This window comes from Lactiplantibacillus modestisalitolerans (genome assembly GCF_005405425.1).
In the GTDB taxonomy this organism is placed as follows: Bacteria; Bacillota; Bacilli; order Lactobacillales; family Lactobacillaceae; genus Lactiplantibacillus; species Lactiplantibacillus modestisalitolerans.
In genome coordinates this window covers 18,322-41,896 of the sequence record NZ_BJEA01000018.1, presented here as the reverse complement: position 1 = coordinate 41,896, position 23,575 = coordinate 18,322, and the positions used below count along the sequence as shown (strand labels likewise).

The 23,575-nt window shown below is 49.3% G+C and carries 22 protein-coding genes, 1 CRISPR repeat array and 2 other annotated features (1 of these 25 cut by a window edge); of the genes, 7 read left to right on the top strand and 15 right to left on the bottom strand.

Annotated features, from left to right (window positions below; all coding sequences use genetic code 11):
- Nucleotides 1-105: 105 nt before the first annotated feature.
- The 9 genes from FFM79_RS10610 to asnS form a co-directional block, all read right to left on the bottom strand.
- Entirely contained in the window at nt 106-450 is a 345-nt protein-coding gene (locus FFM79_RS10610) for a hypothetical protein (protein ID WP_137643457.1), read from the bottom strand.
- 162 nt (nt 451-612) lie between these two features.
- Nucleotides 613-1,380 carry a LytR/AlgR family response regulator transcription factor gene (locus FFM79_RS10605; RefSeq protein ID WP_137643456.1) on the bottom strand — a complete coding sequence of 256 codons (768 nt, stop codon included), beginning with the start codon at nt 1,378-1,380 and terminating at the stop codon, nt 613-615.
- Between the two features lie 5 nt (nt 1,381-1,385).
- The gene (locus FFM79_RS10600) at nt 1,386-2,726 is read right to left on the bottom strand and encodes a sensor histidine kinase (protein ID WP_225424435.1); all 1,341 of its coding nucleotides are present in this window, start codon (nt 2,724-2,726) and stop codon (nt 1,386-1,388) included.
- 147 nt (nt 2,727-2,873) lie between these two features.
- Entirely contained in the window at nt 2,874-3,476 is a 603-nt protein-coding gene (locus tag FFM79_RS10595) for a hypothetical protein (RefSeq protein WP_137643455.1), read from the bottom strand.
- 137 nt (nt 3,477-3,613) lie between these two features.
- Nucleotides 3,614-4,435 carry a Cof-type HAD-IIB family hydrolase gene (locus FFM79_RS10590; RefSeq protein WP_137643454.1) on the bottom strand — a complete coding sequence of 274 codons (822 nt, stop codon included), beginning with the start codon at nt 4,433-4,435 and terminating at the stop codon, nt 3,614-3,616.
- A 149-nt stretch (nt 4,436-4,584) separates the two neighbouring features.
- The gene (locus tag FFM79_RS10585; protein ID WP_137643453.1) at nt 4,585-5,076 is read right to left on the bottom strand and encodes a P-loop NTPase family protein; all 492 of its coding nucleotides are present in this window, start codon (nt 5,074-5,076) and stop codon (nt 4,585-4,587) included.
- A 75-nt stretch (nt 5,077-5,151) separates the two neighbouring features.
- Nucleotides 5,152-5,922, bottom strand: coding sequence for a potassium channel family protein (locus FFM79_RS10580; protein WP_137643452.1), 771 nt, complete (start codon nt 5,920-5,922; stop codon nt 5,152-5,154).
- 99 nt (nt 5,923-6,021) lie between these two features.
- Nucleotides 6,022-6,639 carry a GNAT family N-acetyltransferase gene (locus FFM79_RS10575; protein WP_137643451.1) on the bottom strand — a complete coding sequence of 206 codons (618 nt, stop codon included), beginning with the start codon at nt 6,637-6,639 and terminating at the stop codon, nt 6,022-6,024.
- Nucleotides 6,640-6,745: 106 nt separating this feature from the next.
- Nucleotides 6,746-8,137, bottom strand: a complete 1,392-nt coding sequence (gene asnS, locus FFM79_RS10570) for an asparagine--tRNA ligase (RefSeq protein ID WP_137643450.1) — start codon at nt 8,135-8,137, stop codon at nt 6,746-6,748.
- 60 nt (nt 8,138-8,197) lie between these two features.
- Nucleotides 8,198-8,436, bottom strand: a binding site (T-box leader).
- An 87-nt stretch (nt 8,437-8,523) separates the two neighbouring features.
- Between asnS and FFM79_RS10565 the strand changes: the two genes are divergently transcribed.
- From FFM79_RS10565 to FFM79_RS10555, 3 genes are all read left to right on the top strand, one after another.
- Nucleotides 8,524-9,234, top strand: coding sequence for an alpha/beta fold hydrolase (locus tag FFM79_RS10565; protein WP_137643449.1), 711 nt, complete (start codon nt 8,524-8,526; stop codon nt 9,232-9,234).
- A 512-nt stretch (nt 9,235-9,746) separates the two neighbouring features.
- Nucleotides 9,747-10,127 carry a large-conductance mechanosensitive channel protein MscL gene (gene mscL, locus FFM79_RS10560; RefSeq protein ID WP_137643448.1) on the top strand — a complete coding sequence of 127 codons (381 nt, stop codon included), beginning with the start codon at nt 9,747-9,749 and terminating at the stop codon, nt 10,125-10,127.
- Between the two features lie 242 nt (nt 10,128-10,369).
- On the top strand, nt 10,370-11,017 hold the full coding sequence (locus tag FFM79_RS10555) for a deoxynucleoside kinase (RefSeq protein WP_137643447.1): 648 nt from the start codon (nt 10,370-10,372) through the stop codon (nt 11,015-11,017).
- Nucleotides 11,018-11,092: 75 nt separating this feature from the next.
- Here the strand turns inward: FFM79_RS10555 and FFM79_RS10550 are convergent, their stop codons facing one another.
- From FFM79_RS10550 to pepV, 3 genes are all read right to left on the bottom strand, one after another.
- Nucleotides 11,093-11,779 carry a glycerophosphodiester phosphodiesterase gene (locus FFM79_RS10550; RefSeq protein ID WP_137643446.1) on the bottom strand — a complete coding sequence of 229 codons (687 nt, stop codon included), beginning with the start codon at nt 11,777-11,779 and terminating at the stop codon, nt 11,093-11,095.
- Between the two features lie 233 nt (nt 11,780-12,012).
- The gene (locus FFM79_RS10545; RefSeq protein WP_137643445.1) at nt 12,013-12,519 is read right to left on the bottom strand and encodes a universal stress protein; all 507 of its coding nucleotides are present in this window, start codon (nt 12,517-12,519) and stop codon (nt 12,013-12,015) included.
- Nucleotides 12,520-12,536: 17 nt separating this feature from the next.
- The gene (pepV, locus tag FFM79_RS10540; RefSeq protein ID WP_137643444.1) at nt 12,537-13,940 is read right to left on the bottom strand and encodes a dipeptidase PepV; all 1,404 of its coding nucleotides are present in this window, start codon (nt 13,938-13,940) and stop codon (nt 12,537-12,539) included.
- 119 nt (nt 13,941-14,059) lie between these two features.
- Between pepV and FFM79_RS10535 the strand changes: the two genes are divergently transcribed.
- Nucleotides 14,060-14,893 carry an NAD(P)H-hydrate dehydratase gene (locus FFM79_RS10535; RefSeq protein WP_137643480.1) on the top strand — a complete coding sequence of 278 codons (834 nt, stop codon included), beginning with the start codon at nt 14,060-14,062 and terminating at the stop codon, nt 14,891-14,893.
- 522 nt (nt 14,894-15,415) lie between these two features.
- Here FFM79_RS10535 and FFM79_RS10530 read toward each other — a convergent pair.
- Nucleotides 15,416-16,144 carry a pseudouridine synthase gene (locus tag FFM79_RS10530; protein ID WP_137643443.1) on the bottom strand — a complete coding sequence of 243 codons (729 nt, stop codon included), beginning with the start codon at nt 16,142-16,144 and terminating at the stop codon, nt 15,416-15,418.
- Between the two features lie 7 nt (nt 16,145-16,151).
- Nucleotides 16,152-17,822: a putative polysaccharide biosynthesis protein gene (locus FFM79_RS10525; protein ID WP_137643442.1), complete on the bottom strand. Its 1,671-nt coding sequence runs from the start codon at nt 17,820-17,822 to the stop codon at nt 16,152-16,154.
- Between the two features lie 297 nt (nt 17,823-18,119).
- Between FFM79_RS10525 and FFM79_RS10520 the strand changes: the two genes are divergently transcribed.
- The gene (locus tag FFM79_RS10520; protein WP_137643441.1) at nt 18,120-18,452 is read left to right on the top strand and encodes a bacteriocin immunity protein; all 333 of its coding nucleotides are present in this window, start codon (nt 18,120-18,122) and stop codon (nt 18,450-18,452) included.
- Nucleotides 18,453-18,527: 75 nt separating this feature from the next.
- On the opposite strand, the gene leuS is transcribed toward FFM79_RS10520, so the two are convergent.
- On the bottom strand, nt 18,528-20,954 hold the full coding sequence (gene leuS, locus FFM79_RS10515) for a leucine--tRNA ligase (protein ID WP_137643440.1): 2,427 nt from the start codon (nt 20,952-20,954) through the stop codon (nt 18,528-18,530).
- Nucleotides 20,955-21,132: 178 nt separating this feature from the next.
- Nucleotides 21,133-21,340 (bottom strand) — a binding site (T-box leader).
- 144 nt (nt 21,341-21,484) lie between these two features.
- Between leuS and FFM79_RS10510 the strand changes: the two genes are divergently transcribed.
- Complete coding sequence (locus tag FFM79_RS10510; RefSeq protein WP_137643439.1) at nt 21,485-22,132, top strand: phosphatase PAP2 family protein; 648 nt, start codon at nt 21,485-21,487, stop codon at nt 22,130-22,132.
- A gap of 27 nt (nt 22,133-22,159) precedes the next feature.
- Nucleotides 22,160-22,753: a tRNA 5-(aminomethyl)-2-thiouridylate-methyltransferase MnmM gene (mnmM, locus tag FFM79_RS10505; RefSeq protein WP_503826022.1), complete on the top strand. Its 594-nt coding sequence runs from the start codon at nt 22,160-22,162 to the stop codon at nt 22,751-22,753.
- A gap of 171 nt (nt 22,754-22,924) precedes the next feature.
- A CRISPR array of direct repeats spans nt 22,925-23,575; the repeat unit is 29 nt; unit sequence GTGTTCCCCGCGTATGCGGGGGTGATCCT (it continues 354 nt past the right edge of the window).

Below are 23,575 nucleotides of genomic sequence, written 5' to 3'. Positions count from 1 at the left end.
TAACGTTTTTTTAGCAAATCACTCCTCACGAAAAAAACCCCCGGGAACCACTCCCGGCAGCTTTTCAGCACCACTTTAATCAATTTAGTTCAAACCGCAACCAACCTAACTCTTGGCCCTTGCCGGAACAACTAACACTTTGGGCTTGGCGCCCGCCACTTGAACCACCACCGACTGGCGGCGCTTAGCCCGCAACGTCAGTTGAAAACGGCCGGTCTTGTGGTTCGCCGTAACCTGGTGAACGCGATGATCACTACTAATGGTAACCAAACTGCCGCGCCGAGTTTGCCCCCGAACCGTGGCTTGATGAGTCGCCGCTTGATAACTCAGTTGAGCCGTCACGCGTCGCCGCACGTTACGGTGATCTGCGCCTTGTAAACTATATTCCGAGCCCCAGACCAATGCCGAACTGGCAATAATCATCAAGCTTAGTGACTGCCACCGTTTCATCGCGTTCACCCCCTTCTTAGTCCCCACGACTAAGCGTTTGACTTAGCGTTAGGTTACCAAACTTAGCGGGCGCGCAACGAACAATTACTCAAAAAGCGTAAATGCTAGCATAACTGTCACTTCGGCCGGGGGCGGTTAACGATTTTGTTACCTAAGTGTTGTTTAATCGATTGTGACCGTCAACTCATTTTGCTTGATCAGCGCCACTAAATCGCGCATCTTTCGAACCGCAATGTCGACCGCCTCGCCGTTATCGAAGTAGCCGCGCTGATTAGGCTTGTCGATGCGCGCTAACTGGCTCGGATTGACCAAAAAACTCTTGTGCACCCGAAATAGCTCCGGGTGCGCGGTCGCTTCGTCGCTAATTTTGCCGTTATACTGCACGAGCCGATCAGTCAAATGGAGCACTAACTTATTGCGACTCGTCCCGGTCTCGATAAACAGGACGTCGTTTAGCGCCACGTTAAAGAGCTGACCGCCCTTAGTGTAGGAAAAAATCGCCTGACTAACCGCACCCTGCTTGGTATAACGATCGTACGCGATTCGAATATCAGTTTCAACCTTAGCCTTGACCGCCGCGGGACCCAGGTCCTTAACGATGAAGTCGAGCGGTTCAATCCGGCGTTCAAACGTTAAAAACGCCATCTCCGCGTGCGTGGACACAAACACAATTTTGGCGTTAACGTCCATATCCCGAATCTTAGTGGCGAGGGTGAGCCCGTTTAACGTTTGACCGGGATATTCAATGTCGAGGAAATACAGACCATCAACGTCGGCGTGGTCGGCTAAATAACTCAACAACTCCTGCGCCTGCGAAGTCGCTAAGGTCAGTTCCATGTCAAAATCATTGATCATAATGTGATTAGCAACGGTTTGCTTGAGCGTTGCTAATTGTTCAACATCGTCTTCCACGATAAACGTACTCAACATGTGGGTCACTCACTTTCAATACTAATAATAAACTCAAACTGGTGGTTAGCCGCCACTTCGTAGGTAACGTTCAGTAGCGGATCCAATAATTCCCGCACGGTGGCGAGGCCCTGACCGTGCCCGCTCCCCTTAGTGCTTTTGCCCGCCACAAAGAGCTCATCTAAGCGCTCAATTGGCTGGCGCAACGTATTTTGAAAAATTAACTCAACCATTTGGGGGTACTTAATTACGGCAACGGCAATCTGACCGTTAGCCAACCCGTTGACGGCCTCAATCGCATTATCAAGCAAAATCCCGCTAACCCGGGCGAGTGTCACCGGGTCAATTGGTAACTGACCAACTGGTTCGCTGGCCTCCAGCCGCACCTGAATTCCGGCTTGACGCGCCACTGAAAACTTATTTTGAATGATGGCTTTCAACGACTTATCCTGAATCCGTTCCAGATTATCAAAGTGACCAAAATCACGGGTCAAACTCTGCTGCGACTTGGTAACAACGGCGTCAAAGTACTGCTTAAGCGCCGGATCATCACTGGTCTGCACGTATTCACTTAACGACAATAAAATATTTTGATAATCGTGCCGGAATTTCCGCAAGTTTTGATAACTACTTTCCAAATTTTGAACGTAGAGATCGTACTGCCGGCGCTCAAGCTTTTGGCGGTGGGCCCGAATTCGAATCGTGTAACTATAGAACACGTAAATAAACGAACCGGCGTTGATCAATAGGATGACCACTAAGATTAGCATGAGAATGCCCACGAAGCCGGAACCAATGTTGTAATTGTCGGCCGCCACCGTAATGGCAAAAAAAGCACTCGACGCAACCGCCAGCGCACTGACCGTGACGTTCAGCATCATCCGGTCCGCAAAGGGTTGCGGGTAACGCTGATGTAGTAGGCGAAATCCAACCGCAACCGCCAGCATACAGCCAGTCACGATGGCTTCGCCCACAATTTCAAATAGCCAGCCCTGCCAAGCGTTAATGCTAAGCCGGCCAAGCGCAAACATTGCCGCCGTTGCATAGTTTCCAAAGTAACTAAACAAAATGTAGGCCAAGGTAGCCGTTAAACTCGTGACAATAAAATATTTTTTACGCCGGACAAAGGCCAACAATCCCAGGTTAACTAGGAAGGTAACAATGTCCGAATAGTCGTCATAAAGCATGTAGGTTAGCGTTAAACCGACCGCCATTGCCAGCACGGTCCAGTAAACGCGTGGCTGGCGGAGCTCGCGGTTAATCAAAATTTGGAGCATAAAGACCAGCATCACCGAGTACCAGTGATCAAACGCCGCAATGTACCAATAAACGTAAACGATGAGCCCCTCACTCCCCCCGTGACTCATAACTCAATACTCCCATTGTAGCGAAGGACTCCAGCTTTGTATATTTGTACACGCAAAACTTAATAATCTTTAACGTTTAGCCCAGCGAAACCAAAAATTCCACCCCAAGTGCTGACGCAACTGAGGGTGGAATTTTGAATTAACCGGTTAATGGAAATCGCCCGGCATGTAACTTTCAATGATTGCGGTGGCGTTGAAGGTTTCAAAGCTATGGAAACTAACTTCATCAATTTCCGAATAGCGCACCGCGATTTGGGGCCGTTGACTAAGGTCAAACATGTCCACGTAATTAAATTCAATATATTTTTTATGTTCACTATGAATAAAGCCAGTATAACTATCACCATGATGCTTGATTCGGCCCGAAAGCTGAATCACCTGGTCATGCTTGAAGGCTTGTTTGAGTAAGGTTTTTAACAGCGAATGCTTGCGTTCCTTTTTTAAAAACTTCGCAACTAGGTGCTCCGTATTCCAAACATCGTAGTACCCGCGTTGTTGCGCTAAGGTAATGATGGTGCCCATACTCTTCAAATAATCCGTACCACTCACAACTTTGGCAATTGACGCTTTCCGAAAAACGACGAGCCCGTCTAATTCTCCGTCAACGTTAATTGCTTTCACGAGGACGAACTTCTCATCCTGATGAACGGCAAATCCAACACTAAACTGTTCATTGGTTCCTTTGGCATAGATTTCAACGAGTTGCTGGTTCTTAATTGCTTTAGCCAAATCGTCGCGAATCGCACTCATACGTGTTCCCCCATTCAAAAGTTTTAAGGCTGCTTACTGAAAAATTAATGAACCAATACTATATTTTCAGTAACCATCATACCACTAGCTAATAATTGAATTCAAACTAAGTCGCGTGAACGCAACCAAAAGAACAGTTACAGCACAAATTTATTAATAACTTCGGCTAATGCAGACTGATTATTGTTCGCGGTAGTCACGTACTTAGCGGCCGCTTTAACCGCATCAATCCCGTTCGCGACGCTGACGGGAAGCCCAACCGCGGTCAACATTGGTAAGTCGTTACTATTATCACCAGCCGCAATGATTTCCGCCGGTTTAATTCCAAGTAACTTCCCCAGTTGAACGCTGGCCGTCCCCTTGTTAACTCCGGCCGGATTAAATTCAACGTACCGATCAGACGAATAGGTGACCGCTAATTTAGCCGGGTCCACCTGCGCCTCAACGTCCGCTCGCATTTGCTTGCGTTCGGGCATACTTGGTAGCGCCATGATAATTTTCATAATATTCATCGACTTAAAGCGCGTGAAATCTGGGCTGGTTAGCGGTTCAAACTGAACCCCCCGATTTTTTAAATAGGCACTGTCCACCGGTTGTTGATTATAAATATAGGTCTGATCCTGCGTATAGACGTGCGTCGCGGCGTTCGGGTTAGCCGCCCCAACCGCAAAAACGGTCGCCGCCAGGTCATAGTCCATCGCGTTAACCGCAATTGGCCGGTTGCCGGCGTTTTCGACGATCAGCCCCCCATTATAAGAAATTGAATATTGGTTTGCCTGATTCTTTAATCCCAGCGTCGCCAACTCCGTTTGAAACGACGTATAACTTCGTCCCGAATTAGGCACAAAGTAAACGCCCTTCGCAGCTGCCGCCTTAATGGCTGCTTGGTTTTCAGCCGATAACGTCCCGTCGTCGTTCAATAAAGTTTCATCTAAGTCACAAACAATCATTTTATACATCGATGCAAGCCCTCTTCCCGTTAAAAATGCAGGTTACTTGTCCACTCTAGCGAACATTGCGGCCGAATGCAACCGCTTTACCCACACACGATTGACCCCCATAACCCCATCTTTAATTAACGTTGCTACGTTCTAATCTTTAAATTTAACTAGTCTAACTGGTCTAAATATGCGTTGGCTTCCGCCCGCGCCTTAAAAATGGTCACCGCTTTACCAGTTCCAAACCGCGCCAAATCGTCATAAATTAGTGGCAATCGCTTATAAGGAAAATCTAAAATATATTGCTGAAAACTAGGATCAAATTCAGTTTCAACCCACGGCAAATCCACTCTTTTTAGACCCACCCGGCTTTTAGCACCTTGAAGGCACACGTCAACTGGATAGTCGAGCAAAAAAACAGTATCGCAATTGTTCAAACGTAACGGGAGGGTGCGGCAATAATTACCATCAATGATCCAGGTCTCCCCGTTAATGATTTTCTGTAGCCGTTGCTCAAATTTTGCCCTTGAAATGGTCGTTCGATCCCGTTGATGCCAAATTAAATCTAAATAAACCAACGGCAACCCCGTTTTCAATTGCAATTTACGGGCAAACGTACTTTTACCAGCACCCGGACTGCCAATGACCACGACTTTTTTCATCCCATTCACCCCGCAATGAATCTAATCCTATTTAAACCAACCGGCATTGAGCAGCTTACAAAAAGCTCATCTACCTTATTTTCGGAGTTCATTTTTTTCAATTCGCGTAACTTGCTTTTGTAATTGGTCTACTTTTTGAGTCAACTGGTCAACTTTAACGAATAATTGTTGTAAATCTTCAGCATGTTCAGCGTGCGAACGGCCGTTTAAATCGGTCGTTTGCTGTGTTTGCTGCGTAAAAAAGTCCGTAATCGTACTGGTCAACAACCCAATAAAACCAATTCCGCCAAACATTAAGCCCACCGCAATCACCTTACCGACCGCAGTATGCGGCGTATCGTCACCATAGCCCACCGTCGTTGCCGTCGTGATGGCCCACCAAAGGGAATCTGACAAGCTTTGGTGTTCAAAAACAGAAAACAGCAACGCGCTCAATACAATAATCGCAATACTGATTGAGAACAGGTAAATAAATCCCGTATCATAAATAAATTTATGAAAGGCGTGCGTCCACCGGCCATCCCAACCAAGCTTCCAAAACAAATGATTAGCTTGAACCATCCGAACCAAACGACCAATCCGAAACAGGGCAAAAACTGGGTGCATTGGAATAATCCCTAACAAATCAAACGTCGAATGAATCAAAAAGGTTTTACGATCAGTTGACCGTCCCAGCCGCACAAAGTAATCAACGGCAAAAGCTACTAACAAACTGTTATTCAGATGCGCTTCAAAATACCAATCGCCAACGTGCCCAGCTTGTAAGAGGACGTTAACAACTGACAATAACGTTAATCCAGTAATCAGTAAATGATAAAAAACCTGCCAACGTTGTTTCGCTACCATTGTGCTTACCCCTAAACTTATAAATTGGTCATAATATAATCCAATTTCGGCTAAATAACCATAATCAATCGTTAAATTTTTTGATAAACTTGAAGTTCGCTAACGTCCCAACTCCGCCACCATCAAATAACACGTTAGCGGTAGGCGCTCCAGCCCGCGTTTAATCGTAATTTGACGCTGAGCTGCGATATGAAAGCCCCGGTGCAAGTAAAATTGGTACGTCGAGTCCGAATCCGTGTATAGGAAAACCGTTTGGCCGGCGTTAGCACGCGTAAGCTGGGTCAATAACTGCGTTCCAATCCCCTGCCCATTACACTGCGGATCAACGACTAAGAAACTTAGCTCGCCAGCTAATGTTCGGCTTGCCGTCACTTCACGTCGCATGGCCAAGTTGGCCCGCTCGTATTGATCCGTTAAGTTACCGTAAAATTTGGTCATCGCCCAATCAATCAGCCGGTTACGAATCGCCCGCAACGGTAACCGGTAGACGGGCGTTTGCCCGTCAAAATGGGCTAATAACGCGCCCACCAAGTGACCGGCTTGGTACGCACCGTACGCCTGGGTCGCTTCCAACAATTCACCATCTACGAAGTAGCGACTGTAAGCCGCCAGCTCGATGGCATTGTGCGTATAGCGGTCCAGGTGCATACCATCAATTGCGAACCGCCGCATCGCATCAAAGTCTTGCCGTCGCAGTGGTCGAATTTGAATCGTCATGGTACCCCTTCCTTCAAAAAAAGAATCCAGTTCAAAACTGAACTGAATTCCTAAATTAACGCCTAACCGCAACCAAATGCGCGCTACGGCTTAACTAAAATGATCCTTAAAATTCTGCGTTCCCAGGTGTCCGTGGGTAAGGGATCACGTCACGAATGTTTTCCATCCCGGTGATATACATCACGAGCCGTTCAAAGCCGATTCCGAACCCGGAGTGCACGGTACCACCGTACTTCCGCAATTCTAAGTACCACTTATAATCTTCTTCGTTCATTTCAAGTTCAGCCATCCGTTTTTCAAGTACGTCTAACCGTTCTTCCCGTTGTGAGCCACCAATGAGTTCCCCAATTTCAGGCACTAACAAGTCAGCCGCCGCAACGGTCTTACCGTCATCGTTAGCCCGCATATAAAAGGCCTTGAAATCCTTCGGGTAATCCGTAATGAAGACCGGTTTCTTGTAAACTTGTTCAGAAAGGTAGCGTTCGTGTTCAGAATCTAAGTCTAAGCCCCAGTATGGTTTAACTTCGAACTCAACGTCGGTTGCCTTTTCCAAAATGTCAATGGCATCCGTGTAAGTCACGTGCGCAAATTCTTCACTAGCCGTCGCTTTTAAGCGGTCGATCAACGTATCATCGACGTTTGCGTTTAAGAACTCAAGCTCTTCTTTGGCGTGAGCCATCACGTAGTTAATCACGTACTTCAGTAAAGCTTCTGAACAATCCATTTCATCCTGCATGTCCGCAAAGGCCATTTCGGGTTCAATCATCCAAAATTCGGACGCGTGCCGACCCGTATGGGAGTTTTCAGCCCGGAAGGTTGGCCCGAAAGTATACACGTTACGGAACGCTAAGGCAAACGGTTCAACTTCCAATTGACCACTAACCGTTAAGTTAGTTTCCTTCTTAAAGAAGTCCTCGTTGTAATCAACCTTGCCGTCATCGGTCTTCGGCACGTTGTTCATATCCAAGGTCGTCACTTCGAACATTTCGCCGGCCCCTTCAGCATCGGAACTGGTAATAATTGGCGTGTGCACGTAGACGAAATCGTTAGACTGTAAGTATTCGTGAATCGCAAAAGCGGCTAATGACCGAATCCGGAAAACGGAGTAAAAGGTGTTCGTCCGGGGACGTAAATGCGCGATCGTCCGCATGTATTCATACGTGTGCGCCTTTTTTTGCAACGGGTAATCGGAATCAGAAGCCCCGAGGGCCACTACTTCGGTCGCGTGAATTTCAAACGGTTGTTGTGCTTTTGGCGTTAACGCCACTTCACCAACCACTTTGATGGTCGTGCTAATTGGGAATTTCACCACTTCGGCGTAGTTGGCCATGTCGCTCGTCAGCACAACTTGAACGTTCTTAAAAAATGAACCATCGTTCAGTTCAATAAAGCCGACCCGCTTGGAACCCCGGACGGTCCGAATCCAGCCTTCCAGCGTAACTTGATCGCCGTCGGCAAATTCTTTTTTGTATAAATCTTTAACTAAAACCTGTGCCATATTGTTCTCCTTTGATTATTGAAATGTCAGTGGCCGAAAAAAAGACCCTTCGCCCCCTGTAACAGGGACGAAAGGTCTTTCCGCGGTACCACCCAAGTTTTTTATAAAAAAACACCTCAAAACGCATCCATTAAAAATGCGCACCCATGATAACGCACGGGAAATGCGTCGCGGCCTACTACCATGTTCAGCCTGAGGAAACCAAGATGTTTTTCCGCTAATCCGGCACACTAGGTTCTCAGTCACCCTAGCTCCCTGTAGATCAAGATTAACGTACTCGTTCTTTTTACATTCCAAATATTGATTTTCTTAAATGTAGCATATTCCCAATTCACTTGTAAAGTATAGTATGGTATTTATAGCCATAAATCTTTGGAGGAATGTTCATGCGAAAACGAACCAAATGGCTAATCGGCCTACTAACGACCCTCTTTGTGGTCGTTTTGGTTGGCCTTTTGACCATCAAACACAAGCAATACCAACCGTCAGCGGCTGCCAATCAGGCCGCGCAAACCAGTACCCAACTGGGAAGCACCACTGAATTTAAGGGGAATGCCGCGAACCCGCGGGTCATTTTTTACCCCGGGGCGTTAGTCGAGCCGCAAAGCTATAGTCTCTGGGCTAAGCAGGTCGCGGCCGCGGGCTACACCGTCGACATCGTCCGCTTTCCACTCGACCTGGCCGTTTTGAACGTCAACGCTGCCCAAAAAGTTCAGGGTAATCAGGCGTACGTGATTGGCGGACATTCGCTCGGTGGGACGATGGCCGCGCGCTACGCCCATAACCACCCTAAGCACCTCAAGGGCGTGTTTTTCTTGGCTAGTTACCCGGAAGCCAAAGGAACGCTCAAAAAAACTAAGGTGCCGGTTTTATCGCTAACCGCGTCCCGGGATGGCGTACTGAACCGGACCAATTATCGCAAAGCGAAAAAATTACTGCCACCGCAAACCGTCTATGGTGTAATTAACGGTGGAAATCACGCCGGTTTTGGGAGTTACGGTCGGCAAAGCGGCGATCGAGCCGCAACCATTAGTAACCGTCAGCAGCAGCGGGAGGTCGCGGAGCGGATGATTGGGTGGTTGTCGGAAAGCGTGTGAGGACTAGCGGGGTGGTCTGAGGATTAGCCTAGCCACCGGTAGTGTGCGAACTGTGCATGGTGCCGGTAGCGCAGCTAACCGCAGGACCATGCTAGCCCGAACACGTTTCAGCTATGTTGCAGTGGAGCGCCCGGGCTTGGCGATGGCGTCTTAGCTAGACAAGCGCAGATGTCAGTCGGACCAACACGTTTCGGCTATAAAGCATAGGTGCGCTACGATTCTTGCGTCGTGCCACTGTCGTAGCGAGCAAAGGCCGCCACTGAGGAGAACCCGTTTCGCCCACGCCACCCGATTAGTACGTTGACCTTGCAAACATAGCCTGCGAACATCAGATTATTCAGTTGGAAACTGTTTTTATTAAGTTAAAACTAATCATTAACAGAAGATTCTTAACATTTTAGCGAACTTTCATCCCAATTTCTCAAAGGCGCTTCACTTACGTTCCGTCACAGTTGAGTCACCGTCCCTTTTTAGCTATACTTGATTTTGACTAAAAAAGGAGGATTTTTATCATGATTCAGGAATTCAAAGAATTTATTGCACGGGGCAACGTAATCGACTTGGCCGTTGGGGTCATTATTGGGTCAGCCTTTACCGCAATCGTTAAATCATTAACCAATAACTTGATTAACCCGTTGATTGGGATTTTCTTAGGCAAGATTGATTTATCTAACTTAAAAGTCAGTATCGGTGACGCCACGTTCAAATACGGGGCCTTCTTAAACTCCGTCATCAACTTTTTCATCGTTGCGTTAGTCGTATTCTTCTTAGTTAAAATTATTAACCGGATCGTTCGGACTAAGGAAGAAGAACCCGAAGAAGACGCAACCGACGCTTCCGAACAATACTTAGAAGAAATTCGTGACCTGCTCAAAAAGCAGTCTGAAAAATAAATTTAATTATCCGTGGCTGGGACGCATAAATACTTGCGTTTCAGCCTTTTTCGAATGTAAAAGCTAGCGGGTTGGTCTAAGAATTAGCCCAGCCACCGGTAGTATGCGACCGGTAGCAACTATTATCATTCAGATTCATAACAGAATATTAAAATTCAATTGCAAACCAGATAATAGATATGGTGTAAAGTGCTTTTTTGTTATACAATATATGGTGCAATTTTCTATAAAGAGGGGCTATCATGGTGATAATAACAGCAGGAATGATTGGGGTCGGCAAAACCACGTTAACGGGGTTAATCGCCGATCACCTTGGAACTAAGGCTTTTTACGAACCCGTTGGTGACAACCCAGTGTTGCCACTATACTATTCGGACCCAAAAAACTACGGTTTCTTACTTCAAATCTACTTCCTCAACAAACGTTTTGCAATGATCAAGAAGGCACTGGCAGATGACAACAACGTCCTCGACCGTTCGATTTATGAAGATGCCCTCTTCACCAAAGAAAACAACGCTGAAGGAAATATTTCAGATACTGAACTGAACGTTTATCTACAATTATTAGATAATATGATGACCGAACTGACCGAGCTTCCTAAAAAGGCGCCGGATTTGATGGTTTACTCCGAAACCGACTTTGAAACCATCCTCTACCGGATCAAGAAGCGTGGTCGCGACTACGAACAATTCGATAATAACCCCGAATTAGAGTCTTACTACTTCAAGATGTGGACGGCTTACCGTAAATGGTACGACGAATACGATGCAAGTCCTAAGATGAAAATCGACTTACAACAATATGACTTGGAAGATCCCGCTAACCAGCGGGCCGTGTTAGCTCAAATCGACGCTGAACTTGGCAAGATTCGCAACCCAGCTAACGTCTAAATACAATCATTAAGGGTCCCACGTAACTAAACTAATTACGCGGGACCCTTTTTTCAATTAATATAAATGCTTGGCTTACATTGCCGCTCGTACATCGCGCGCAAGCTCAAAGTTATTGGTGATAACCGCGCTCACTGAACGGGCAAATAACCGTCGTAATTCGGCCGGATCATCGACCGTCCAAACGCGCTCCGATACTTGGCCGACCGGCTGATAATGTTCGAGGTGCAGCCCTTCTAAGTGTTCCGTCGCCGCAAAGTCCTCCGGGTCACCAATCCGCGCCGACGTCAAAAACGCGTACTGCTGGCTCGGATCAATGGCGTAGCTGCGTTCAATGCTGTGAAGGTTAAACGACGAGATTACGACTGGGTAAACCAGGTCCGCCCGTTTGAGCATCCCTAGCACGAGCCGCTCAATTCCCGGATAGTATTGATGATCCGTTTTTAGTTCGAGATTCAGATGGACCGGCTTCGCGGCCACTAGCGCTAACAGTTCCGCTAAGGCAGGAATCGGTTCACCGTTTGCCAAGGTAAACTGGCGGAGTTCCGCTAAAGAATAATCAATAATTCGGCCGCGGCCGTTCGTCGTGCGGTCAATCCGTTCGTCGTGCATGATAACTGGTACCCGGTCACGGGTCAAATGCACGTCAAACTCCAGCCCGTCAATTTGATGGGCGATTGCGTAGGCAAATCCCGCTAGTGAATTTTCTGGAAATTTTACCGGGACGCCCCGGTGCCCGTAAATCAATGATGTACTCGCCATTACTCACTCAACTCTTTCCTCTAATTACCGGCCGTGGCTCGGCGTTTTAAGTTTACCACTTTTCACTTTCACCAGCCGGGCGTTTTAGGGGTGCGGTTCCGGCGAACTTCAAGCCAGTTAGGTGTTTAGGCTAGATTGTAAAGATTCGGTCAATTTTAGAATTAGAGGACCAACCCAAAAGCACCTTCCCACAAAAAACGCCTGAGACGCACCCGTCCCAAGCGTTCTTGCAATTATAAGTGCCGCATCATCCGTTTAGGAAGCTCCGGTACCCGTTGCGCTAAATTCGTCCGAACAATCAAGGTATCACACACCGCGTTGCGCATAATGTAAGCGGCGTTGGACCCAATTAAAATACGGGACACGTTGTTTAGACCGGTGGCGCCGACCACGATCAAGTCGGCTCCGAGTTCCGTCGGTAAGGTATTCGCGAGTAGCGTCTTCGAATTACCCGAGCGTAAGTGAACGTAGACGTCCGTCACCCCGGCCGCAACGGCGCGTTGGTGGGTCTTGGCGAGTTCGGCCTTCAACTTCGCAGTCAGCTCGTTCAGCACTTGCGGCGTGGCCGCCCCGAAACCCATCGGTCCCTGGGTAATGCCAATAAACTTTTCGGTATTGATGACCGTCACGATGTCCAGCGCCGCCTGATTTTCGATGGCAATCGCAATCGCCTTATCTAGGGCGAGTTCGGACTGGGGTGAAGTGTCGATACCGACGAGAATTCGTTGATACTGTGTCATCTTGAATACCCCCTCTTTTACTTATCGGTGGCTAAAACGGCAATTGATTCGGCGTAGATCGCCATGGCGGCCATTAGGTCGGCTACCGGTTGAAATTCGTTTGCTTGGTGCATTGTATCTTCCGTGTGTGGGAAAAGGGCCCCAAACGCAACCCCGCGTTTCATCATCCGGCCATAGGTCCCGCCACCAACGATTTCTGGTTGTGAATTTTGGTCCCCAGTTTGACGCCGGTAGACAGCCATCAAATCTTTAACGATTGGGTCGTCAGGATCAACGTAGTGTGGAACCATGAAGCTCCCCTGCGTCACGGTCGTGTTCGCTGGCACTTGCGCTTTAACCTTGCTGGTCAAGTCGGCCGGTTCAATCCCCTTTGGATAACGGAAGTTCAGCGTTAAGTCGCCACCCTGGTCGTGATCAAAGTGGAGCAACCCAACGTTCATCGTCAAGTCACCCATCACGTCGTCCGCAAAGGTCAGCCCTAGCTGGTTCACCCGGGAGTCGTCGTGTAGCTTAGTGGCAATGAAAGTTAAGAAGTTACCAGCGTCGCCAGCAAACGCGTACTGACTTAAGAACGTAGCCAAGTAGGTCCCGGCATTGATTCCGTTACGCGGTTCCATTCCGTGAGCGGCCTTCCCAATGACTTCAAATTGTAGTCCGTCCGCGACGGACTTAACTTCACCAGTTACTGGTTGTTGGTCCAAAAATGCGTTGAAGGCGCTCGTCATTTGTGTCGCATTGGCCGTTGTCACGACCGCGACGGCTTCCCGGGGAACCATGTTCTCTCGTAGCCCCGAATCAAAGGAAAGCAATTGATCCGCACCCGTATCACTGGTACCAAAGTGAACTTGCAGGCTAACGTTCCCCTTTTCACCATTGATCAGTGGAAATTCAGCGTCGGGTGAAAAGCCTAACGTTGGTGCGGGTTCCACTTCAAAGTAGCGTTTCATCCCGGTCCAATTGCTTTCTTCGTCGGTTCCGACGATGAAGCGGACCTTTTTATTCAGTTTCAAACCGAGTTCCTTAACGATTTTGAGTCCGTAATAAGCGGCCATACCGGGGCCCTTGTCGTCCGAAGCACCACGCGCATACAACTTACCGTCCTTAATGGTTGGTTCGAACGGATCAGTGTCCCAACCGTTGCCAGCCGGCATTTCGTCAACGTGCGCGAGTACCGCTAAGGTTTCGTCACCCTCGCCGTATTCGGCGTAACCGACGAGGTTATCAATATTTTTGGTCTTAAAGCCGTCCCGTTCAGCTAATGCCAAGAAGGTCGTCAACGCTTGCTTGGGACCGGGTCCTAAGGGTGCGTCTGGGGTGGCTTGACTATCATCTCGAAAACTTGGAACGCGAAGCATGGTCGTTAAATCCGCTAAATAATCGTCTTTGCGGTTGGCCGCTTCTTTTTGCCAATCAATTGTCATTTGTTTATTCCTCCCACATTGTGATTACCTTAATTTTAGCATAGCTCGCCGTAAGTTAATAATCGAAAGCAACGCGCGCGTGCTATACTCGATGTAAACGCATGAAAGTCAGTGATAAGATGCAAACGATTACAACTAATTTGGTTCAAAACACAATTAAACGCCGACCGGCCAACTCGCATAAGGGCGATTATGGTCGGGTCATGCTGATTGGCGGTAACGACCAATTCGGCGGGGCCATTATCATGGCAGCGACCGCCGCCGTTTATAGCGGTGCTGGCCTGGTGACCGTCGCAACCGCCCCCAGCAACTTCGCCAGCTTGCACGCACGGCTACCAGAGGCGATGATCGTCGACTACCGCGCCACCACGACCTTGTTGGCACTCCTGCCGAAAATGGACGTCGTGGTGATTGGCCCTGGCCTGGGCACGGACGTGGTGGCCCAAGGTTGCTTGACCGCCGCTTTAAGCACGTTACAAGCCCCCCAGCGACTGGTGATCGACGGCTCGGCGTTGACACTGTTAGCGGCCGACCCCCAAGCCTTGCCGGACTTACCCATCGTGGTGACACCCCACCAGATGGAGTGGCAACGCTTAAGTGGGATTCCAATCGCCGAACAAACACCGGCGGCCAACCAGCGGGCCCAACAAAAGTTAGGCGTCGTGGCGGTCGTGAAAGCCCACCACACCACCGTTTATACGGATCAACAAGCGTGGCGTAATCCGGGCGGCACGCCGGCGATGGCGACTGGTGGCATGGGTGATACGTTAGCTGGGATGGTTGGCGGCTTTGTGGCCCAATTTACCGATTTCACTAACGCAATTTTGAGCGCGGTCTACCTCCACAGTGCGATTGCAGACGATTTAGCGCGGACCCGCTACGTGGTTTTGCCGACGCAAATTAGCGCGGCGCTGCCAGCGTATATGCACCGAATGAGCGTTGCCCAAGATTAAGTAGACCCCTACTGTTATTAGTCAGGTGCTGTACCAATTGGTGTTGAGGTTGCCGCCAGCAGATCAACATCACAACTCATAGAACCAAGAATAGTTAAAACGAGGCGGTGACATTTTCCTTGTCACCGCCTCGTTTGCTGTTTTTAAATGCCTTATAGCTGAAACGTGTTCGAGCTAGCATGGTCCTGCGGTTAGCTACGCTAAGTCGCCATCGCCAAACCCGGGCGCTCCCATGCTTTATAGCCGAAACGTGTTCAGCCCAGCTGATGCCTGCGCTTGCTACGACAGCAGCACAACGCAAACACCGCGTCGCTTCTATGCTTTATAGCCGAAACGTGTTCGGTCCGACTGGCATCTGCGCTTGCTACGCTAAGTCGCCATCGCCAAACCCGGGCGCTCCCATGCTTTATAGCCGAAACGTGTTCAGCCCAGCTGATGCCTGCGCCTGCTACGACAGCGGCACAACGCAAACACCGCGTCATGCCGCTGTCTAGGCAGTGCTCAGCATCAACCCGCTGGGCTTCACACTCTGACAACCTTCCTCAGCTCCGCCAACTCCGTCTCCGTCAACGCCCGGTAATTACCGGCCATCAAGCCAACCGGCAACGTTAGCGGTCCAAAGGCAGTTCGGCGCAACTCAACGACCCGTTCCCCCAGCGTCCCAATCATCCGTTTCACCTGGTGATACTTACCCTCGTGAATCTTGATTCGGACCGTCGTAAAGTTTTCAATTTCATGAAAGGCCACAATCTCAGCCTCAGCAGGTTGGAGCTGCGTCCCGTCCTTTAAGATCAAGCCGTCGTTAAAGCCCGCAACTTGGTCGGCAGTGATCTCGCCAGTCACCTCAGCTTCGTAAATCTTAGTAACGTGGTGTGCTGGTGCGAGCAAGGCGTGTGCTAGGGCGCCGTCATTGGTGATCAACAGCACCCCCTCGGTATCCTTATCTAATCGCCCAACTGGAAATAAGTCGTCCCGAAAATCAGTCGTATTGAACAAGTCCATCACGGTTTTCGCACTTGCATCGGTGGTTGCGGTAATGACGCCCACTGGTTTGTTTAACACGTAGTAGAAGTATTCTTGGTAGCGCACGGGTTCATCATCGAGGGCGACCTCGTCATTACCTGGGGTCACCTGTTGCTTGCCAGACAAGACCGGCTCACCGTTTGCGGTCACGTGACCGTCTTTAATCAGCCGTCGAACCTGCGTGCGCGTCCCGATTCGCATCGCGTGTAAATATTTGTCAATTCGCATAATTCACCTACTTAATTCGTAGTTTTCGCCGTAAACCGGCGGCCCGACTACCAATCATCATGTCCGCAAGGTGCGACTTGAGGGCAAAGTACGCGTAGACGCACCCACCCGCAGCCACGGCCACCAGCACGATGATCAGTGATTGGAACTTACTTTGTTCGTTAAAAATGAAGTTTAAGCCGTATACGAGCACGCGAGCCGTAATGTACGTCAAAATGGAATACATCAAGATTCGGTTTACTTTCGGTAAAATCTTCACGTAACGAATCCCGAAATTCCGTTCCAAATCGTACATCGCCATCATGCTGGCAACGGCCATCCCGATGGCGGTCGCCACGAGCGGACCGGCCGTCGAGAGGAAGTAAATACATGGCCACTGGACAATAATTTTGACCAGCAAACCAATCAGATAAAAGCGGATAATGTCGCGATTCCGCGAAAGTCCTTGCATCAGGGCTGAAACCACCGTGAACAGGCCGAGCAAGATGGCGGTAAAAGCCGCAATTTGTAGAATCAACGTGCCGATTTGGTCGTAACTATAAAACAGGGTGTTCAGTGGTTGGGCTACCGCGGCCATCCCCATCGCTCCTGGAATCATGATAAAGAGGAATAAAATAATCGAATCTTCCAATTGTTTCCGGATGTTGCGCATGTTGTGGCTCGCTAACGATTCGGATAAAAGCGGCACGACCGTGACGGCAATCGCCGACGCTAACGACACGATGATCATAACTAACTTGTTCGCATTGAACGCAAAGTAGGCGTACAAAGTGTTAATTTGATCCACCCCTAAGTGGTAGGCCAGCTTCATCATTGGCTGGAACGTCGCTTGATCCAGTAAGTTGAAGACGGTCGTGGCCGTATCAACTACGATAAACGGAATCGCCTGCACGATGATGTCTCTGAACAGCTTCCAAACGGGAATCACGAGTTGGTTTTCACTTTGTTCAGCCAGAGCGTTCAGTTCAGGGCGTTTTCGGTAGTAGTACCACGCCAACAGTAACAGACTCGCCGCCGCCCCGATAAAGGCTGCGAACGTTGATTGTGTTACCGCGTTGAACCAGTCACCGCGTTGAACCCGCATAATAAAGTAGGTCGCCCCTAAGAGGTACAGGACCCGGAAAACTTGTTCCACGAACTGCGAAATGGCCGAGGGTGCCATTTCTTGGTAACCCTGAAAGAAGCCCCGGGTTAGCGACATTGATGGAATGATCACTAGCGCGATGGCCAGCGCTTTTAACACTGGAATGACGTTCGGGTCGCTCCCCCCAAAGATAACGGCAATTGGCTTGGCGCCGAACCACATGATCGCGCCGCCGGCAATCCCAAAGGCTGCGGTCAATAACAGGCCGCGTTTAAAGAGCCGTTGTCCCACGGCGTATTCATTCATAGCATTATATTCTGAAATTTGTTTCGAAATGGCGGATGGAATCCCACCAATCGCGATGAGGAGGAAGAAACTATAAATATTATACCCCTTCGCGTACAGCGCGTTCCCTTGGGTATAATCGCTGCCCATCCAGAGCACCCAGGGAATAACGTACAACGCACCGAGAATGCGGGAAAACATGCTCCCCGCCGTCATCCAAGCCGACCCGCGAACCATCTTTTGGCGCGCTTCAGCTTCCGAATTCACGTGTCCAGCCTGCGACTGCTTCGCTTTTGGTTCCTCAGACATGTTTGTAACCCACTTTCTTAGTTCAATCTTAACTATTTTAGATGAAATACCCCTAAGTTGCAATCCAAATCCGAACTTCCACGTGAGTTTAACCGAACTTTAACGGATGTCCACTTTTCCAGGTTGTTCAGTTCAACTTAGGGGCCAACTTTATCCTACCGTGAAGTGCCCAGAGACGCGCCCAAAAGCAACGGCTGATTGCCCCTTTGTTAGGTCAGCGCGCAAACCGCCCCCGACTTGACTTTCCAATCGGCTGCGCTATGCTTAAAGTCAATGTACATATAGGGGGACAACTACATGACCGATGAAAAACTGAACGCTTTTATTACACAACTTAGCCACTTATATCAAGAGCCGGAAATTAAGCGGAATCCCGCACTACGCACCATGTTATTGACTGCGGCTAACCGTTTGAATCAAGATGAGGACTTCGGCAAGGTCGTTTCCGACCTTTCGCACGCGATTTCGCAGCGTTACGTTGCCCATCACGACGTGCCCGCGGTTCTAGTTCAGTTCTATAATCAGATTCAAACCGACGTCGAAGCCGGTAAGTACGACGATACCAACATCCGAAACTACTTTATCGCCACTGGGCTAATTTCCCTTTCCATCTCGTTTGGCGGTTTCTAAATCAAAACGGGGTCCCCAAGTCAGCTAACCGACTTGGGGACCCTGTTTTAATTATTTTATTTTTAGAATTAATCGCTAGTTAGCGACGATGTTAACCAGCTTACCCGGAATCGCAATGACCTTGCGAACCGTCTTGCCAGCGGTAAATTCTTGAATTTTTTCATCGGCCAAGGCGAGCTTTTCAAGTTCGTCTTTCCCGGTCTCCTTAGCAACGGTTGCGTGTGAACGCACTTTACCGTTAACTTGGAGCACGATTTCAACGGTACTTTCAACCAACTTCGATTCATCATAAGTTGGCCAGTTAGCGTAGGTAATCGTGTTGTCGTGACCCAACAGTTGCCATAATTCTTCGGCCAAGTGTGGCACGATTGGTGACAGCATCTTTACAAAGCCTTCGATGTAAACGATTGGTAAATCGTCCACTTTGTAGGCTTCGTTAACGAAGACCATCATTTGTGAGATGGCAATGTTAAAGCGCATGTTTTCGTAATCTTCGGTGACCTTCTTGACGGTTTCATTGTAAACCTTGGTTAACTTGCCGTCGTTAATGGTCGTAACCCGATCGCGAACGCGGTTATTGTCATCAATAATTAGGCGCCAAACTCGTTCAATCCACTTGTTGGCACCGTGTAAACCATCGGTACTCCACGGAATCGAAGCTTCCAACGGCCCCATGAACATTTCGTAAAGCCGTAATGTGTCGGCCCCATATTGGTCCACGATGTCATCCGGGTTAACCACGTTGCCCCGTGATTTGGACATCTTTTCGTGGTTGTCCCCTAGGATCATGCCTTGGTTAACCAACTTCTGGAAGGGTTCCTTGGTTGGAACGACCCCTAAGTCGTAGAGGAACTTGTGCCAGAACCGCGCGTATAGCAAGTGCAAGACGGCGTGTTCGGCTCCGCCAACGTACAAGTCAACTGGTGACCAGTACTTCAACTTATTAAAGTCAGCTAAGGCGTCCGGATTGTGCGGATCAACGTAACGCAAGAAGTACCAGGAGCTCCCGGCCCATTGTGGCATCGTGTTGGTTTCGCGCTTCCCTTTCCGGCCGTTTTCATCAACCACGTTAACCCAGTCGTCAATGTTAGCTAACGGGCTTTCGCCAGTCCCGGATGGTTCCAGGTTCTTAGTTGCTGGTAAGCGGAGTGGTAATTCATCTTCTGGAACCAGCGTAGTTTCGCCATCTTCCCAATGAATAACGGGAATTGGTTCGCCCCAATACCGTTGCCGGGAGAAAATCCAGTCCCGCAAGCGGTAATTGACCTTCTTTGCGCCACAATGGTGGGCTTCTAACCAGTCGATCATCTTATCGATTCCGGCCTGCTTGTCTAGGCCGTTGACGAAGTCAGAATTAATGTGTTCGCCGTCGCCGGTATAAGCTTGTTGATCATAGTCGTTGTCGCCCGCAATGACCGGCTTAATTGGCAAGTCAAACTTCTTGGCAAATTCAAAGTCGCGATCGTCATGCGCTGGTACGGCCATGATGGCCCCAGTGCCGTATGACGCAAGCACGTAATCGGCAATCCAAATTGGTAACTTTTCGCCGTTTACGGGGTTGATCCCATAACTACCAGTGAAGACCCCGGTCTTGTCCTTGTTCAGATCAGTCCGTTCAAGGTCGGACTTAGTCGCAATCTTTTCCTTATAAGCCTTGATGGCATCCGCTTGTTCAGGCGTCGTTAATTGGTCAACGAGTTCGTGTTCAGGCGCCAAGACCATGTAGCTCGCACCGAATAACGTGTCCGGACGGGTCGAGAAGACTTCGATTTGAACGTCGTCGGCTTGCCCCGCCACTTTGAACTTAATGGAACCGCCAACGGAACGGCCAATCCAATTACGTTGCTGTTCCTTGATGTTTTCAGGCCAGTCAATGTCGTCTAAGTCGTCAATCAAGCGGTCAGCGTAGGCCGTGATTTTCAAACTCCACTGCTTCATTGGAACGCGGTAAACATCGTAGCCGCCGCGTTCAGTTTTGCCGTCAACAACCTCTTCGTTAGAGACGACGGTCCCACCCATCATGTCCGGCGCCCAGTTAACTAAGGTTTCGGATTCATAGGCCAGCCCGCGCTTGTAGAGTTGTTCAAAAATCCACTGGGTCCACTTGTAGTAAGACGGATCGGTCGTATTGATTTCCCGGTCCCAATCGTAAGAGAAACCTAACGAGCGGATTTGGCGCTTAAAGTTCTTAATGTTTTGGGCCGTAAAGTTCTTCGGGTTGTGCCCCGTTTTCAAAGCGTACTGTTCAGCTGGCAAACCGAACGCATCCCACCCCATTGGGTGTAAAACGTTGTAACCTTGCATCCGCTTGAAACGGGACATAATATCCGTTGCGGTGTAACCTTCCGGGTGTCCCACGTGTAACCCTTGACCAGACGGGTACGGGAACATGTCTAAGGCGTAGTATTTCTTCTTGTCGGTTGTATCTAGCGTCTTAAACGTTTTGTTTTCTTTCCAATAATGTTGCCATTTACGTTCAATGACCTTATGGTTGTATGCCATAATGTTGCCCCTTTCTTGCTACCTATTTATGTAAGCTAGCATTGCGACTGTGCTGACTGAACAACTCTGAACAGGAGGACTTATTCCCGGTCAAAAAGCCGCATAAACGCCCCCGGCGGTTCGCTCCGTTCAGTTCAACTTGGCCGTTAAACTAAAAAATCCCATAAGTCAGCATGACTTATAGGACGAAAACGGGTTCCGCGGTACCACCTATGATTCCACGTTGCCGTGGCCTCTTGACTTTCTTAACGCGAAAACACGTCCGCCCTACGTTGGTTCAGCCGGAAAACTCGAAGGTGAGTTCAGTTCGCGTGAATCCCCGTTTTCATCAACCACGGCGTTTCTTAAAAACACGCAAACTTACTGATCCTTCTCAGAGTCGTAAAGTTATTGTTCTCATCGTAGCAAACCCCGCCCGCTTTTTCAAGCGCTAACCCGTAAAATCGAAAGACTTGCATGTGCCCCCTAATAAAAAATATAATGAACAATGCTATAATAAGCACAACAAAGTATTTATCGGAGGTGACGGGATGTCCTTTAATTGGCACCGCCGTGATGGAGGCATGCTCGCTTTACTATTATTTTGGCTCTTTTGGAGCTGGTCAGTCTGGCAACGTGCGGACTGGCTCACGAGCTTTGATCACCACGTCGCCCTGGCCCTGCACCACTCGCCACAGTGGTTTCAACAAGCCATGCTGACTTACACCCTGTTTGGCAACCCCCACTCCGTGACTTTAATTACCTTAGTCATTGGATTGGCCTTAATCGTTGGCCGCCACCCGCGCTCAGCGCTCTTTTTTTGGCTTAATACCTGGTTGTTAGCGGCCTGCGGTAATTACTGGATCAAGCAGCTTATCCAGCGGCCCCGGCCCACTGCTTGGCGGCTCACAAATATTGGCGGGTTCAGTTACCCCAGTGGGCATGCCACCACGACGACCGTTTTAATTGGGAGCCTACTCGTCATCGCGTACGACCTACTTAAACGGCCCGCGGTTCGGCGGTGGTTGCTCGGCACCGGGGTAGTGCTCATCGGGTTAATGCTCGTCAGTCGGGTCATCGTTGGCGTCCACTATCCCAGCGACGTACTCGGTGGCGCAATGCTCGGTAGCTTGCTACTATACGCAAGCACCCGCCTCAGTCGCGGTCACCGAACAGGTCCTGTTCAGTTCAGAAAATAAATTCAAGTTGGTTTTTGGGAGTGATTCATTATCCAACTCAGTTCAGCCTTAGCTTTTAGTCATACTTTAATTAATCAGGCCGTCGATCCCGGCGACACCGTCATTGACGCAACGGTCGGCAACGGCCACGACACCGTTTACCTTGCCAAGCTGGTTGGTCCCAGCGGCCACGTCTACGGCTTCGACATTCAGGCCACGGCGATTGAAAACACCCGTCAGGCCCTCGCTGCCGAGCAGCTCAGCCAACAGACGACCCTAACGCAAGCGGGCCACGAAACCATCGCCCAAGTTTTACCCGCCGAGGCCGCGGTCAAGTGCGCGGTGTTTAACCTCGGCTACTTACCGGGCGGTGATAAAACGGTGGTCACGACGGCTCCAACCACCTTAACCGCCGTTGAAGCGGTCGAGCAACGCTTAACACCAAACGGGCTCGTCTTATTGATGGTCTACACCGGTCATCCGGGTGGTCAAGACGAGGCCGATGCCCTGTGGGAACACGTACAGCAACTTAATCAGCATGAATTTCAGGTGTTGCAGTACAGCTTTGTGAACCAAATTCACCAGCCACCCTACTTATTAGCGATTCAGAAGCGTGCTCGTCATCAGCAACCTACAAATTAGTAAAATCCAGCGCCGATTGAGTCGGTAGCTGGATTTTTTTATAAAATTCTAGTCATTTTAACTTAATAAAGCGGTTACTTTCGGTATAATAAGAGCGTGGGTCCGGATCAACTTAATAAAAAACGCCGATATCGAAATATTAAAACGTTGATATTACGGGATTTTTTTAGTGTGTTCCCCGCGTATGCGGGGGTGATCCCCACAAGTACGTTTGGGGCGATAACCCGCTGATGTGTTCCCCGCGTATGCGGGGGTGATCCTAATATTGTTAATTGTCCGGCTTGCAATGCACCGTGTTCCCCGCGTATGCGGGGGTGATCCTTACAAGTTTATCGTACACCACGGACTAGGGCGGTGTTCCCCGCGTATGCGGGGGTGATCCTAACTTACTAGTGGGGTTAGTGCACCCTTTTAGGTGTTCCCCGCGTATGCGGGGGTGATCCCTTTACAAACGGTTCAATTTCTAAATGGAATAAGTGTTCCCCGCGTATGCGGGGGTGATCCTAAATTTATTTCCGTCTTGCGTTCCACCGTAAAGTGTTCCCCGCGTATGCGGGGGTGATCCTTACAAGTTTATCGTACACCACGGACTAGGGCGGTGTTCCCCGCGTATGCGGGGGTGATCCTGATTATATCATAACATTGTTCTCGTTTGGAAAGTGTTCCCCGCGTATGCGGGGGTGATCCTACCGGCTTTATGACTTACGGCGTTAACCGTTCGTGTTCCCCGCGTATGCGGGGGTGATCCCTGGTATGAGACTTATAAAAAAGCTAGCATTGCGTGTTCCCCGCGTATGCGGGAGTGATCCCGGGTGTTGTTCC